This is a genomic window from Taibaiella koreensis (assembly GCF_003545715.1).
In the GTDB taxonomy this organism is placed as follows: domain Bacteria; phylum Bacteroidota; class Bacteroidia; order Chitinophagales; family Chitinophagaceae; genus Taibaiella; species Taibaiella koreensis.
The window spans coordinates 171,129-185,643 of sequence record NZ_QVNU01000004.1 but is presented as its reverse complement, the minus strand read 5'-3'; the positions used below and the strand labels follow the sequence as shown (position 1 = coordinate 185,643).

Here is a 14,515-nt window from a genome sequence, read left to right as displayed (position 1 = left end):
GTTAGCAGCCGGCTTTTGTATGGTATTGCAGTGTATGATCAGAAATAGCTTTCCATCTCCTCGCGGTACGTAGCAGCCGCTTTGGCCGCCTGGTCGGCAAAGTCGTTGCCGCTGCCGGCAAAGATAATACCGCGGCTTACGTTGACCAGTATGCTTACATCTTTGTTCATTGCCGTACGTGCTACCGTGGCCATATCTCCGCCCTGGGCCCCAACACCGGGTATCAGCAGGAAGTGATCGGGAACGATCTTCCGTATCCGCTCCAGCTGCTCTTTTTGGGTGGCGCCTACCACAAACATGGTATTGTCGACCGAGCCCCAGGAGGCGACCGTTTGCAATACTTTTTCATAGAGCAGCCCGTCGCCGCTGGGTTGCAGTTGGAAGTCCCGGCTGCCTTCATTGCTGGTGAGGCCCAGCACGATAGCCCATTTGCCCGGAAATTGGAGGAAGGGTGTTACGCTGTCTTTTCCCATATAAGGCGCTACCGTTACACTGTCGTAGGGATAGGTATCGAAAAAGGTCTTGGCATACTGTTCGGCCGTATTGCCAATATCGCCGCGTTTGGCGTCGGCAATGGTAAAAATATTCTTTGGAATATAATCCAGCGTTTTGCCCATACTGCTCCAACCTTTCAGGCCCTGGGCCTCATAAAAAGCAGTATTGATCTTATAGGCAACGGTATGGTCTTTGGTGGCGTCGATAATAGCCTTATTGAATTCAAATACCGGATCCTCCGTTGCAAAAAGATGTTGGGGTATCTTGGTTATATCGGTATCCAGTCCTACGCAAAGAAAAGATTTCTTTTTCCGGATCTGGTCGATCAGCGATTGTCTGTTCATACCTGCAAAAATAAAAAAAAGCATCCGGAGGATGGACACAGTTAAAAATTATGAATATAGGACAGCATAAGGCCAATAGCGAAAGTGCTGGCCGCTACTCTTATCTGCTGCCCGTTGAGCAGGTTTTCGTCTGTAGGCGTATCGAAATTGATGGGCTGCAGGTATTGACCGGTACGGCCGTAGGTCAGTAGCAGACCTGCGCGGAGGTGCAGACGCTGCCGGCGGAACTGGCCGCCCAGCTGGCAGTTATAGGTATTCCAGTTGAGTGTATAAGGCGCCTGCCCTGCATATTCTTCGTCACCGGGACGCCGGGGAATATAAGTATTGTTTGTTGCCAGCGAGGCCAGCAGGGTGATGTCGGTATTAAGCTCGTAGCTCCAGCCCAGACCAACATTGAGCACGCTGGCGCGCTCTTCCGAAAATTCAAGGAATTCCTGCGTGCGTTGGTTATTGCTGCCGGTATCGGGACGCAGGAACGACTCGTTCCGGGGTGATACAATTTCATAATGGCTCAGCTTCGGGAAATATTCTGCGACCACGTAGCATTGTCCCCTGCCGTAGTCGAAGGCATAGCCTGCAGCAATGCTTAAGGGCATCTTGTACGTTACAGGCAAACCCGTTTGCCGGCCATTGGCCAATACATTAATCGCGATGCCAACCTGCGGGAGCACAACATTGGAGATCAGTATGTCGCTGTTGAGAATAGCGCGGCCTTTTACCGATATCATCGGCGTCGTGAGCAGCAAGCCAAAGTGGTGGCGGCCGGCTTCGTAAGCCAGTCCGGCTTTGAAGCGGATGCCTACATGCCAGTAGGTAAGATCATAGTCGGCCTGGAACGCGGCTACAGGCGGTGTAGCTATACTGGTATCGGTATTGTACAATGCCCGGGAGGTATTGTGCTGGTACAGATCCTGGTTGAATAGCTGTCCCTCTGCGGTAATGCCTACTGCCAGATGGGAGTTTAGTTTCAGGCCTGCGCCGATGCTGCCTATGGTCTGGGTCTGGTTATTACGGGCCGAATACTGGCCTATATAATACTCCGGTCCCGGGCTGTAGCTGTCGTCGAGCACATTCATTTTTTTGTCCTGCCGCTGGGTCGCCTGGAAGTCCAGGATAGGACGGTTGATCAAAGAATAGCCGATGGTGAGGTTATTCTTGCGGTTCAGGAGTATAGTGCCCGAAACCAGCTGGGGAATAATACGCGCTTCCCGGCTGCGTAGCGGAAGACCCTGGCCCACGGCATTCCGTATCCGGGTATTCCGGTATTGATAGACGTTGGCCGAGACGGATACAGAGGTCTTCGGATGCAATGCCATCACGGCGGGATTATAATAAAAAAAGCCGCTGTCGTTGTCGCTGGCAATTACGGCGCCCGGGGTTACATAGCCGCCGGGATTGTAATCATTGTTCCAGTAACCGGCATCCTGGGCGCCGGCAGTGAAGGCAATTGATAAAAGTAAAAGCAGTGTAACGATCCGGGGCATAGGCCAATGATATTTAACAGGGATAAAGATAGCTCCGGGCGGGAACACCTGCAAAAATTGTATCTTGGCCGCCTACAGGATACCTATGAATACCCGATATCCCAATATTTTTTTTCACGGTCTGTCGCTGTATTTTCTGTTGATCATACTTGCGCCTTTCGCCGGTGCACAGCAATTATCGTTTCAGCAGCCTGTGCAGCTTACGCCGCAGGCGCGGAGCGATAAAGGCGTGGCTTTGCTGCATACTGCCGGCGAATACCTGGCGGCCTGGAAAAGCCCGGGAGACCAAGGAAAAATACATATGGCTTCCTGGCTCGATAATGAAAGTCCTAATCCCCGTGAAATCGTTTTGGATGATGCGGTAACCCGGGTGCAGCCGGCCCTGGTCAACGCCGGTACGGATCGCTACCTGCTTTGGCTGGATACCGCCGGCGTTGTGCGGTATAAGCATTGTGCGGGACAATGTCAATGGGAAGCCTTGCCGGTACAGGTACTGGCTATTGTCGCGGGTACTGGCGGCGACGGGCTTATAGCAGTCTCTGCTTCGGGAAAAATAGTGCTGGTCAACCGCACACGTGGCAAAGACCGTCAATGGATGGCTGTATTAAGCGTGACGGCCGATGGTAAGCTACACCCGTCGTCGTTCCGGGAGCTAAAGGGCAACCGGTCGGCCGTGCTTAATGGCATGGCTGTGGTGAACGGGGCAGTGCGCTGCTATCGCAGCAACGGCTCGCAAATAAGCTATCAGGATTATGATGAGGCAAAGGATGTTTTTGGTCCGGAAAAGGTGCTTGTCAGTACAGCGGCCATAACCGCCATGACCTGCTTTTTCGACGAGGAGCGATCGATAAGCCTGTGGCGCAGCAGGAGCGACCGGCAATGGTACTACCAGGTAGCGGCAGCGTCGGGTTCCGGCGAAATAGCGGCTGTTCCCGGTTTCCTGAATGCGTCAACGCCTGTGTCTACCTGTTCTTCGCAGGCGGAAGATGTGCTCATCGCTTATACCGGCGCCGATAGCCTGGTGTATGTGGCTTATGGGGATGCCTACGATCCTGCTTCCTGGATGGGAGCGACTTTATTTCCCGGTAAGGCGCATTATACCTTGAAAGATATCGTGCTCCCCGGCGCACACGATGCCGGCATGTCGATCCTGAACGGACTGGGCGGCAAAAGCACCTACACCATCAATGAATGCAATACGCTGACACAAAAACTTTCTGTGGCACAGCAACTACGTGCCGGCATCCGGATGTTCGATCTTCGTATCGATCATTACCAGGGCGCCTTGTATACAAAACATGCCCCTTCCGATTGTATGGACGATGCCGTAGGTGGCGGATACGGTGAGCGGCTCGATTCGGTGCTGCATAGCGTAAAGCGTTTCCTGGAAGTTCATCCGCAGGAAATCGTATTGCTGAGCTTTTGCCACTTTTGTGACCGCCGTATGAGCATAGAGGAGCAGGGTAAAAGCATCGCTGCAGTATTGGGCACAGACAGGATCTTCTACCCGGCGGGCCGGCGTATCGGTGAGATACCGCTGCAAGAGCTCGCGGGAAAAGTGATCGTTTCCTTTGAAGAGTATGATCTGCCCCAATATGGTATCGTCTTAAATACAATGAAAGACCAATCAGATGCCTTTTTTAACTACAAACGCAGCTATGCCGGAACCAACAGCATCGATACGTTGTTCCGGTCGCAGCGGCAATTTTTCAGCAGACTGAAAGGGAAGGTCGATCAGAACGATATCATCAGGGTCGACTGGCAGCTGACCCAGATCGGTCAGGAAGCCGCACTCAGCTGCAGCCAGTTCCAGTCGGAAGATGCCAACCTGCTGCTGGATGGCGCTTTGTTACTGATCAATGCGATCAAGAAAAATAAAAGCATCATCAGCCTTGCGCTTTGGGCCAACCGTTACCTGGATGCACAGCTGCAGGGATGGATGAAGGACGGTATCATCGATAGGGAAAACAAACCCAATATCCTATATGTCGATGTGGCAGGCAGCTGGATCACCGACATCTGCGTCGGTCTTAACCGGAACGCATTGTATCATAAATAAAGCGGTCACGTATATGAAAAACCAGGACGCTACGTTTTGTAAATGACCTAAACATCCAGCATGAAAAAGAACACCATTATCTTATTCCTCTTCCTGTTTGTCTTAAAAACGCGGGCACAGGAATTCAGGCAATATGCCAATGGGCTGATCTACTCTGAGACAACAGTAGGTCAATTGAAACATATTGTCGACTCCCTGAACCTGAAGTTTAAAGTGTGCAACGATCACCCGGACTATACCGCCGTCGATCAGGGCAAAGCGCATTATCTCGACCTCTTTGGGCCGGATGCCGTGCGGGCTAAGGATGCGATCGAAGCGGGGATCAATCTTGAAGATTTCGTACAGCAGTTTCCCAGGGCAGAGATAAAACGGGATTACCTGGCAGTAAGAACACAAAGCATGGATGAGGGTAAGGTACTCACCGAATTTAGGCTGATGAAGCTGGATAATCATTATGAATATACAGTTACCGTAACCGATTCTGGCGGAAAGTATCTGAAACCTGTGGTCGGGCAATGGGTATTTGCATATCGCGAAGGCGACGATAATTCATTAGCTCACTTAGAAGCCTTGTATGTTACAGCAGATTTTACGGCACAGGCAATCCCGCTTGAATATGCCCGTATGATCCAGTATGTAGATTGCATGGTTGATACCAACTACCGGGTGCTTAGGGATAATGCAGCAGAACACTATATATGGGGACCTCGGGTACCGGAAAAGAATAGCCCCGACGGATTCCTTGCATTTGTGAATGGGTCAATTCGCATGCCAGAGGAAGACTATAAAGATGGCGGCGCCGAAACATATAGTCGCTATCGCGAACGCCGTGATTCCCTAAGATGGATAAAGATCGATTCGTTGTCGGCAAGACCATTGTTTAAAGCAAAGTTTCGACATGCACTTGACCTGGCGCTTAAGGGTGCTGGTATCGTCGACGTTGATATGTTTGAAGATATCGTGGAACGATACGATAGCCCGGCCAATGCATTGGAGCTTAAGCGCAGAAGATTAGTGGTCGGTGGCTGCAGCCAGGATGAGTCGCCACGTATTCATGCGCAGGCCATTGCCCGGCTTTCGGCAGAAGCGGTAAACTGGGATATTTTCCTGAGGGCGCACCTGGACATTATGAATGACCACTTCGATCGCAGGAGCGATGCCAGCTATGCATGGGTTGGGCGTAAGACTTATATCAGAGAGCTGGAAGCACTGGATTTCGATGTTCCTGTGTTGTTATTGGGAACCATTTTTCATTACGCAGCCGAAGCCGGTAATCATTACCGGGGCAGCATCAGCAGGATCGGAAGAGCGCTGTCGGAGACGGGAACACCGGAAATTACAGAAAACAAAATGCTGCAAGTGATCCGCGACAGCCGGCTGGACCTGTATAACAGGTTGCTGTTCTACTACCTTTTCCTGCATTACAACGACAACCTGGAAGATAAGGGTCGGCAAACAGCAAATACCCGGCAGCTCGAAGCAGCGCTAGCCACCTTTCCCGAAGACATACGTAGAAATGCGATAACCTCCTTTGATCAGTGATCGATGAGCATAATATAAGTCTGAACAACGCACATTTTTCGTAAAAAAAATTCCTTTCTCTTAACCATCTTTTTGAGATTATTTCCTTTTTTTAAGAATATAGCTTACTTTTGCAGCCGAATTGAAAATCTCTTTATAAAAAAATTTAATTTTTGATATGCCTAACGTTGGTAAAATCAAGCAAATCATCGGCCCCGTTGTCGACGTTCATTTCTCTTCCGACAGCAAATTACCTGAAATCTACAATGCCCTTGAGCTGACCCGTGAGAACGGTGAAAAGCTGGTATTGGAAGTACAGCAGCACCTTGGAGAAGACAGCGTTCGTTGCGTGGCAATGGACGGTACCGAAGGCCTGGTACGCGGCCTGGCTGTAACCGATACCGGTAAAGCCATCGCCATGCCTACGGGAGACCAGATCAACGGTCGTCTGTTCAATGTGACCGGTGATGCGATTGACGGTTTGCCCCAGCCCGACCGGACCACAACCCGTCCGATCCACGCCAGACCACCAAAGTTTGATGAACTGAGCACTTCTACCGAAGTACTGTTCACAGGTATTAAAGTAATCGATCTGATCGAGCCCTATGCAAAAGGTGGTAAGATCGGTCTGTTTGGCGGTGCGGGTGTAGGTAAGACCGTACTGATCCAGGAGCTGATCAACAACATTGCCAAAGGCCACGGCGGTCTGTCTGTATTTGCCGGTGTGGGTGAGCGTACCCGTGAAGGAAATGACCTGATGCGCGAAATGATCGAAGCCGGTATCGTAAAATACGGCGAGAAATTTGCGCACAGCATGGAAGAAGGCGGATGGGACCTGAACGCCGTTGACCTGGAAGGTCTGAAAGAGTCAAAAGCAACTTTCGTTTTCGGACAGATGAACGAACCTCCCGGGGCCCGTGCCCGTGTGGCCCTTTCCGGTCTGACCATGGCGGAATATTTCCGTGATGGCGACGGTAAAGGAAAAGGTAAGGACATCCTGTTCTTCGTAGATAACATCTTCCGTTTTACCCAGGCCGGTTCCGAAGTATCGGCACTGCTGGGCCGTATGCCTTCGGCGGTAGGTTACCAGCCGACCCTGGCTACAGAAATGGGTCTGATGCAGGAACGTATCACTTCTACCAAATCCGGTTCTATTACCTCCGTACAGGCTGTATATGTACCTGCGGATGACTTGACCGATCCGGCGCCTGCGACTACTTTTGCCCACCTGGATGCAACCACTGTATTGTCCCGTAAGATCGCGGATCTGGGTATCTATCCGGCGGTGGATCCTCTGGATTCTACTTCCCGTATCCTGACCGCAGCGATCGTAGGTGAAGCACATTATAATTGTGCCAACCGTGTGAAGCTGATCCTCCAGCGCTACAAGGAATTGCAGGATATCATCGCAATCCTGGGTATGGATGAGTTGAGCGAAGAAGATAAGCAAACCGTAAGCCGCGCCCGTCGTGTGCAGCGTTTCCTTTCCCAGCCCTTCCACGTGGCCGAGCAGTTTACCGGTCTGCAGGGTGTATTGGTTCCTATCGAAGAAACGATCCGTGGTTTCAATATGATCATGGACGGTGAAGTGGATGAGTATCCTGAAGCCGCCTTCAACCTGGTAGGTAACATCGACGATGCGATCGCCAAGGGCAAGAAGCTGATGGAGCAAGCCAAAAACTAATTTTGGATTTTGAACTATTAATTTGAATTTGCTATATGCAATTAGAAATATTAACTCCCGAGCATAAGGTTTTCAGCGGCACTGTTTATGGCGTTCAGCTACCCGGTGTGGAAGGCTCTTTCGAGATCCTGCAGAACCACGCACCCATGGTTGCCGCCCTGGGCGAAGGCAAAATGAAGATACTGAAGGACAAGAGCAATAACGAGACCTATAATATTACAGGCGGATTTGTTGAGACACTCAACAATAAGACCACTGTTTTGCTGGAGGGAGCGGAATCTGTTTCTTACTAGGCTGCCCGGCAGCAAAAAATGAAAAGTCCCGGTACTGCCGGGACTTTTTTTGTATTTATTTTGCCGGCCTGTCCTATTTTACCGGCTCCCGATTGTTATTTGTTTTTAACCCTTATAAAAACGCAAATTATGCAGGATTTTCTTTTATTGTTCCGTAGAGAAGGCGGTAAGCCTCAGGGCTCGCCCGAAGAAATGCAGGCGATGACCCAAAAATGGATGGACTGGATCGGTAGTATTGCTGCCCGCGGCCAGCTGGCCGATCGCGGCAACCGGCTAGCCGAGACCGGAAGGGTAGTGAAGCCCGGCCTGGTTACCGACGGCCCTTACAGCGAGATCAAGGAAGTGCTGGGCGGCTACACCATGATCAAGGCTGCCTCTTACGAAGAGGCCGTAACCATTGCCGGGGGCTGCCCTATCCTGCAGGTAGGCGGCAGTGTCGAAGTAAGAAGCGTAGACCCTGTGATGTAACCTGTAACGATACTATTGTAAAGCCCTGCCCGATTTCCCGGCAGGGCTTTTTTTACGATAAGGGAAAGTAGTAAGGCTGTTAAATTATTCTCTATTATTGGCCGGAGAACGCTGCATTAGTATTCAGCCGTTATTTTTACAGCTATTAAACCTTAATACAATGAAACAAGGGTTATTTTGCGTCGCTTTTGCATTACTGGCAGCGTCCTGCGGCCTTCCCGGCGGTAAAAGCGCCGATCACGGTGTGTCGCTGAAAGACGCCCGTAAAGGCTTTGTTACCCACCCGCTGAAACAGGCCGGCGTTAAAGGGGCTGTGCCGGAGCCGCCACCGGAGTTATTCCGCATCGTATCCTATCCCACCGCCATAGGCAATATGTCGGCCTACCTGAGCAAGATCCCTGATGACGGAAAGCGGCATCCCGCTATGATCTGGATCATTGGTGGCTGGGGCAACGATATCGGTGATGTATGGAGCGCACAGGAACCGGAAAATGACCAATCAGCTGCCGTGATCCGGGAAGCAGGGATTGTGATGATGTATCCTTCGTTAAGAGGCGGCAACGAGAATCCAGGTACAGACGAGACTTGCTATGGTGAGATCGACGACATCGTTGCTGCGGCAAAATACCTGGCGCAGCAGCCGGGGATCGATCCGAAAAGAATCTACCTGGGCGGGCACAGCACCGGCGGTACTAAGGTGATCCTGGCGGCAGAATACAGCAATCTGTTCCGGGCTGCCTTCAGCTTTGGCGCTGCCGCAGCTATCGATAATTACGACCCTGCCGACCTTAACTTCGATCCCCGGAACGAGCAGGAGCTCAAGCTGCGCAGCCCTGTGCTGTGGCTGCATTCGCTTACGGCGCCCTTGTTCGTATTTGAAGGTGCCGCCGGCAACTACGATGCCTTAAAAGCCCTGGAGCATGCGGGTAAAGAAGACAGTCCCCTGGCGCATTTTTTTATCTTAAAAGGTAAAGACCACTTTTCTACCCTGCAACCCACAAGCCGCATCATAGCGGCGCACATCCTGGCCGATACCGGCAGTCAATGCACGATCCGCTTTAGCAAAGAGGAGCTGCAGGCAGAGTGATCTTGCGTATGTTCCGCCGCCGGCGCGATAAGTATAGTACTATGCCTGAAGGATTAGCATGAGCAAAATTGGATTTAATCTCTACTTTTGCGCCTCAAGCTGGTAATACTTTGGGTAGGATACTCTTAATCGACGACGAAAAAAAGCTGCGGTTGCTGATGGCACGCATCATTGGCCTGGAAGGCTTTGACGTGGTACAGGCCGACAACATCAAGGCGGCGCAGAAGCTGCTGGCCGCCAGTGACTACGATGTGATCATCAGCGATGTGCGCCTGCCCGATGGCGATGGTGTCTCTTTTGTGCAAAAGGTCAAGGAGAAGCAACCTCATGCCGAAGTGATCCTGCTAACGGCATATGGCAATATCCCCGATAGCGTGCAGGCCATCAAGAACGGCGCTTTCGATTATATGGTCAAAGGCGACGATAACAATAAGCTGATCCCCCTGCTGCATAAAGCTATGGACAAGGTGAAGCTGGCCAGGCGCGTACACCAGCTGGAACGGCAGGTGGGTAAGAAATATGCTTTCGATAGTATTCTCGGCCATTCCAAGGGTATACAGCAAGCTATAGAGCTGGGGCGCAAAGTAGCGCAAACCGACACCTCGGTATTGCTGCTGGGCGAGACGGGTACAGGCAAGGAAGTGTTTGCGCAGGCTATCCATTACGAGAGCAAACGAAGCCGGAATCCTTTTGTAGCGCTCAACTGCTCAGCCTTCAGCAAAGAGCTGCTCGAAAGTGAATTGTTTGGCCATCTGGCCGGTGCTTTCACCGGCGCCATGAAGGATAAAAAAGGCTTATTCGAAGAGGCGCATACCGGTACCGTCTTTCTTGACGAAATAGGTGAGATGGCCATCGAATTGCAAGCCAAATTGCTGCGTGTGCTGGAAACAGGTGAGTTCCTGAAGGTGGGCGCTACGCAGCCTGTCCGTGTGGATGTACGCATCATTGCCGCTACCAATCGCAACCTGGAAGCGGAGATCGGACAGGCACATTTCCGTAGCGATCTTTTTTACCGCCTCTCAGTATTCCAGATTGTACTGCCGCCTTTGCGCGATCGTGTGCAGGATATAGGGCTGCTGGCAGAACATTTTGCACAGGATACCGGACTGAAAATGAATAAGAAGATCAGCGGTATCGATGCCGGATACATCAAAGCCTTACAGCAGCAACCCTGGAAGGGTAATATAAGAGAGCTGAAGAATGTGATCGAGCGCAGCGTGATCCTTAATGACAGCGGCGTGCTCGATACCGGCGATTTGCCTTATGAGCTGCGCAGCGCGCCCGCTCCGGCCGATAAGGCCATTTCGGCTTTTTCGCTTGAAGGCGTAGAAAAGCTGCATATCCAAAAGGTGCTCAATTATACCGAAGGTAACAAAGCCGAAGCTGCCCGGTTGCTTGGCATCGGTATCGCAACGCTTTACCGAAAGATCGAAGAATACAAGCTATCTTAATCGACTTATTTCATTGATAACAAAAAAGCCCGGTTTTATCCGGGCTTTGGGGTTGGTATTACATATTAAGAACCTGTGTCAATATCGCACTTAATTTCTGTTCTGTTCATAAGCAAAGAATGGGGTTTTGTGAGAATTAAAAACAAATTTAGTGTTTTTTCTCGATACACATTAAATATCCTTGTTTGGGATATATTATTCCTCTGTATTCATATTCGTAACAATTAGCTCTTTTGAAAGTTTTAGGCTGAAAGCTTTTTAACGTTCCTACACTGCAAAATCGTATTTTCAAATTACCTGTCAGTAAGACTTTTAATTTGAAATCGTGTATGATAAAGTCTTTCATAACGCCTATTTCGCTATCGTGATGTAGGGAATAGGTTTTCTCTATTGTCGTTTGAAACTTATATTCCGTTGCACCTGATAGTTGGACGATACAAAATGTCTTTAGTTTATTGCCATCTGAAATTTCCGATTGCATTGGCGTTTTATCTTCTCCATTCACTTTGTATTCTATAATACTGAAGGTAACCTCCGCTCTATCCTTGTTGAAGATGATCGTATTGGTTGTTTTATGGTCAAAAGGCTTGTCGCTGTCTGTCGTATACACAATATAAGAAGAGTGCTGTGTAACCTTTATCATGCCAGATGCCTCATCTAAGAGCTCTATTTCCAGTGTTTGATCATAGTTATCGTAGTATAAAACCGATTCGGTAGGGAAGTATATCTTTTTTACATCGTGCATTACCTCCCTGGATATTTTGGGAAACTTGTCTTTGAACATGATCTTCGATACCCTTTCCCAAATATCTTCAAGGTCATTTCTTCCTTCCAGGTACCTGGCTTCATATATGATACCGAGCAGGTCTTTCCTGAAGACATCCATTAGCTGCATCGATTTAAGAACGGCTGCAAAGACACCACTGGCCAGAATGGAAGTGCCCAGCCCGATCAGGTATTTACTGACCTTAGATGTGTCGTCAAAAGGCCCGAATGTGCCATAGGTCAATAACAGAATGCCAGCACAAACAAATATCCACGGCATAGCCGGTTTTAGCCAATTAATAAATACTTTAAAAAGGTCCAATATTTAAGCGTTTGATCTTTGTCTAAGATACATATTTTATGTTTCTCTTGCAAATTTCATTTTGCTTTACCGTTTACCAACCACTTCGTGTCAGGTTTTCTCATAAAATAAAATAGCTCCTTCTATTTTGAGAAAAACCTATCATTTTGATAAGGTTTCGACACTGAAAAGAATCACTCATTATTTCTCAACAAATTCATTATCAGGTTATTGAAGGGAATTTCGGCCCTTCGGAACGGGATTTGGTATATCCTGCACGTAACAATACCTGATACAATGAATCATTTTGAAGCCGCCGATCTTATCGCTGCCGAAATCCCCGAAGTCAGAAAAGAAATTGCTGCGGTTATAACCCGCAAAAATCCCTTTCAGCTCATCACCATTTTCACCCGGCATACCCGGCATTTGATAGATGAGCACAACCTCTTCATGGTCAGTAAATGCATGAAGCTGATGGACCGCCTTTACTACAAAGGCGACCAACTGGTGCGTACCGCCATAGAGAACATCTTCGTGTACCGGCTGGGTAGCATGGTCGCTACCTGTGATGTTCATGAAAGACAGCACATCATGGCCTGCGTCCCAGGCAGCCTTTATTCCATTTATGTACGCCAGTTCTACCGTTCCGGCATTTAAATCTCCTTTATGCTTGTCACGCTCCTGATCCTTGCGGGCCTTGCCTGCTTCGGACTGTTCTTCAAGTCCATCGATTTCTTTGAAAAAATCTAATTCAAGCACAATGATCGCCTTATTTATCATCGCTATCCTGGTTTTCGGCTATATGTGCTATGTGCTGCTGAAGCCGGAGAAATTCTAAGCTGTTTAAAATCTTAATGAATCAATGAATACGGAAATAATAGGCATCCTTGCCATGTTCCTCATCACCCTGCTGCTGGCCTTGCCTCTGGGCAAATATATTGCCCGTGTCTACGATGGTCAGCGCACTTTTCTCGATCCTGTGCTGGGTCCTCTCGAGCGATTGTTTTTCCGGATAAGCGGTGTTGACCCCGCAGAGAGCTGGAGCTGGCAGAAGAACCTGGTGGCGCTTCTGGTAATTAACCTCGTATGGTTCCTGCTTGGCATGTTCATCCTTATGAACATGGCCTGGCTGCCGCTCAATCCCGACCACAATCCCAGCCAGGGCGCACACCTGGCCTTCAACACCACGATCTCTTTCCTGGTCAACTGCAACCTGCAGCACTACTCGGGAGAATCGGGAGTGAGCTACCTGGGACAATTGTACCTTATGTTCCTGCAGTTCACCACTGCTGCCACGGGTATGGTGGGTGCAGTGCTGCTCTTTCGCGCGCTGCGTAAAGGCACGCACAAAACCTTTGGTAATTTTTTCAGCGACTATCTCAAGACATGCACCCGTATCCTGCTCCCGCTTTCGCTTATCATGGGTATTATGCTGCTGTTCTCCGGCACCCCGATGACGATGGAAGGTAAACAGCAGACGATCGGGCTCCGGGGAGATACCATGCAGGTGTCCACTGGTCCGGTCGCAGCTTTTGTACCCATCAAGCACCTGGGCACCAACGGTGGCGGCTTTTTCGGTACTAATAGCGCACACCCGTTGGAAAACCCCGGCTACGGCAGCAACATGATCGAAATGGTCGCGCAAATGCTGATCCCCTTTGCTATGGTTTTTGCTTTCGGCATTTTTATCCGCCGCAAGCGCATGGCCTGGGTGATCTTCGGCGTCATGACACTCGGCTTCCTCGCGTTGGCGATTCCCAACACTTATATGGAAGCCAAAGGCAATCCGGCTATCGCGCATATGGGTATCGACAACAGCCTGGGCAATATGGAAGGCAAGGAAGTGCGCCTGGGTGCCGCCGCGGCCGGCTACTGGAGCATCGCCACTACCGTGATCTCCACCGGCTCTATCAATTCCATGCACGACAGCCATATGCCGCTATCAGGTATGAACGAGCTGCTGGCGATGATGATCAACTGCTTTTACGGCGGCTGCGGGGTAGGAATACTCAACTACTTTATCTTCATTATCCTGGCCGTGTTCATCAGTGGACTCATGGTAGGCCGCACACCCGAGTTCCTGGGCAAGAAGATAGAAGCACGGGAAATGAAGATCGCGATGATCATTGCTTTGCTGCATCCCCTGCTTATACTGGCAGGCACAGCCCTGGCAACGGCTTTCCCGCAATATACCTCCGGCACGCTCAATAATCCGGGCTTCCACGGCTTTAGCGAGATCTTGTACGAATACACCTCCAGCGCAGCAAACAATGGCAGTGGCTTCGAAGGTCTGGGCGACAACACGCCCTGGTGGAACATTACTACCGGTTTTGTACTCATCCTGGGTCGTTACCTCCCTATCATAGGGCCTGTAGCTATAGCCGGCATCCTGGGAGGCAAGAAATATATCCCTGAAAGTGCCGGTACCTTGCAGACCGACACACCCACTTTCGGCTTTATGACCCTGGCAGTGATCGCCATCGTTGCAGCCCTGGCCTTCTTTCCCGCACTCACCCTTGGCCCTATTGCTGAGTGCTTTTCTTCCAAATAAAACAATAACTGT

General features: G+C 50.1%; 13 protein-coding genes. 10 read left to right on the top strand and 3 right to left on the bottom strand.

Going from position 1 to position 14,515, the window contains the following annotated elements:
- Nucleotides 1-38 precede the first annotated feature (38 nt).
- Both pyrF and DZK30_RS14475 read right to left on the bottom strand, forming a co-directional pair.
- Nucleotides 39-839, bottom strand: coding sequence for an orotidine-5'-phosphate decarboxylase (pyrF, locus tag DZK30_RS14480; RefSeq protein ID WP_118975245.1), 801 nt, complete (start codon nucleotides 837-839; stop codon nucleotides 39-41).
- 41 nt (nucleotides 840-880) lie between these two features.
- Nucleotides 881-2,323, bottom strand: a complete 1,443-nt coding sequence (locus DZK30_RS14475; RefSeq protein ID WP_118974860.1) for a hypothetical protein — start codon at nucleotides 2,321-2,323, stop codon at nucleotides 881-883.
- 85 nt (nucleotides 2,324-2,408) lie between these two features.
- On the opposite strand from DZK30_RS14475, the gene DZK30_RS14470 reads away from it, so the two are divergent.
- From DZK30_RS14470 to DZK30_RS14440, 7 genes are all read left to right on the top strand, one after another.
- Nucleotides 2,409-4,382 (top strand): PI-PLC domain-containing protein, encoded by a 1,974-nt coding sequence (locus DZK30_RS14470; protein ID WP_118974859.1) that lies wholly within the window; start codon nucleotides 2,409-2,411, stop codon nucleotides 4,380-4,382.
- A 60-nt stretch (nucleotides 4,383-4,442) separates the two neighbouring features.
- Nucleotides 4,443-5,924 (top strand): hypothetical protein, encoded by a 1,482-nt coding sequence (locus DZK30_RS14465; RefSeq protein ID WP_118974858.1) that lies wholly within the window; start codon nucleotides 4,443-4,445, stop codon nucleotides 5,922-5,924.
- 157 nt (nucleotides 5,925-6,081) lie between these two features.
- Nucleotides 6,082-7,587, top strand: a complete 1,506-nt coding sequence (gene atpD / locus DZK30_RS14460) for a F0F1 ATP synthase subunit beta (RefSeq protein WP_118974857.1) — start codon at nucleotides 6,082-6,084, stop codon at nucleotides 7,585-7,587.
- A 35-nt stretch (nucleotides 7,588-7,622) separates the two neighbouring features.
- Nucleotides 7,623-7,880, top strand: a complete 258-nt coding sequence (atpC, locus tag DZK30_RS14455; protein ID WP_118974856.1) for an ATP synthase F1 subunit epsilon — start codon at nucleotides 7,623-7,625, stop codon at nucleotides 7,878-7,880.
- Nucleotides 7,881-8,009: 129 nt separating this feature from the next.
- Nucleotides 8,010-8,348, top strand: a complete 339-nt coding sequence (locus DZK30_RS14450; RefSeq protein WP_118975244.1) for a YciI family protein — start codon at nucleotides 8,010-8,012, stop codon at nucleotides 8,346-8,348.
- A 160-nt stretch (nucleotides 8,349-8,508) separates the two neighbouring features.
- Nucleotides 8,509-9,435 carry an alpha/beta hydrolase family protein gene (locus tag DZK30_RS14445; RefSeq protein ID WP_205529452.1) on the top strand — a complete coding sequence of 309 codons (927 nt, stop codon included), beginning with the start codon at nucleotides 8,509-8,511 and terminating at the stop codon, nucleotides 9,433-9,435.
- A gap of 68 nt (nucleotides 9,436-9,503) precedes the next feature.
- The gene (locus DZK30_RS14440) at nucleotides 9,504-10,886 is read left to right on the top strand and encodes a sigma-54-dependent transcriptional regulator (RefSeq protein ID WP_317125498.1); all 1,383 of its coding nucleotides are present in this window, start codon (nucleotides 9,504-9,506) and stop codon (nucleotides 10,884-10,886) included.
- A 148-nt stretch (nucleotides 10,887-11,034) separates the two neighbouring features.
- Here DZK30_RS14440 and DZK30_RS14435 read toward each other — a convergent pair whose 3' ends face one another.
- Nucleotides 11,035-11,931 (bottom strand): hypothetical protein, encoded by an 897-nt coding sequence (locus DZK30_RS14435; protein ID WP_118974854.1) that lies wholly within the window; start codon nucleotides 11,929-11,931, stop codon nucleotides 11,035-11,037.
- A gap of 318 nt (nucleotides 11,932-12,249) precedes the next feature.
- On the opposite strand from DZK30_RS14435, the gene DZK30_RS26680 reads away from it, so the two are divergent.
- The 3 genes from DZK30_RS26680 to kdpA all read left to right on the top strand — a co-directional run bounded on the left by DZK30_RS26680 (nucleotide 12,250) and on the right by kdpA (nucleotide 14,503).
- Complete coding sequence (locus DZK30_RS26680) at nucleotides 12,250-12,609, top strand: DUF7674 family protein (protein ID WP_118974853.1); 360 nt, start codon at nucleotides 12,250-12,252, stop codon at nucleotides 12,607-12,609.
- Nucleotides 12,610-12,712: 103 nt separating this feature from the next.
- Nucleotides 12,713-12,790 carry a K(+)-transporting ATPase subunit F gene (gene kdpF, locus DZK30_RS26590; protein ID WP_118975242.1) on the top strand — a complete coding sequence of 26 codons (78 nt, stop codon included), beginning with the start codon at nucleotides 12,713-12,715 and terminating at the stop codon, nucleotides 12,788-12,790.
- Nucleotides 12,791-12,814: 24 nt separating this feature from the next.
- Complete coding sequence (kdpA, locus tag DZK30_RS14420) at nucleotides 12,815-14,503, top strand: potassium-transporting ATPase subunit KdpA (protein WP_118974852.1); 1,689 nt, start codon at nucleotides 12,815-12,817, stop codon at nucleotides 14,501-14,503.
- Nucleotides 14,504-14,515: the final 12 nt, after the last annotated feature.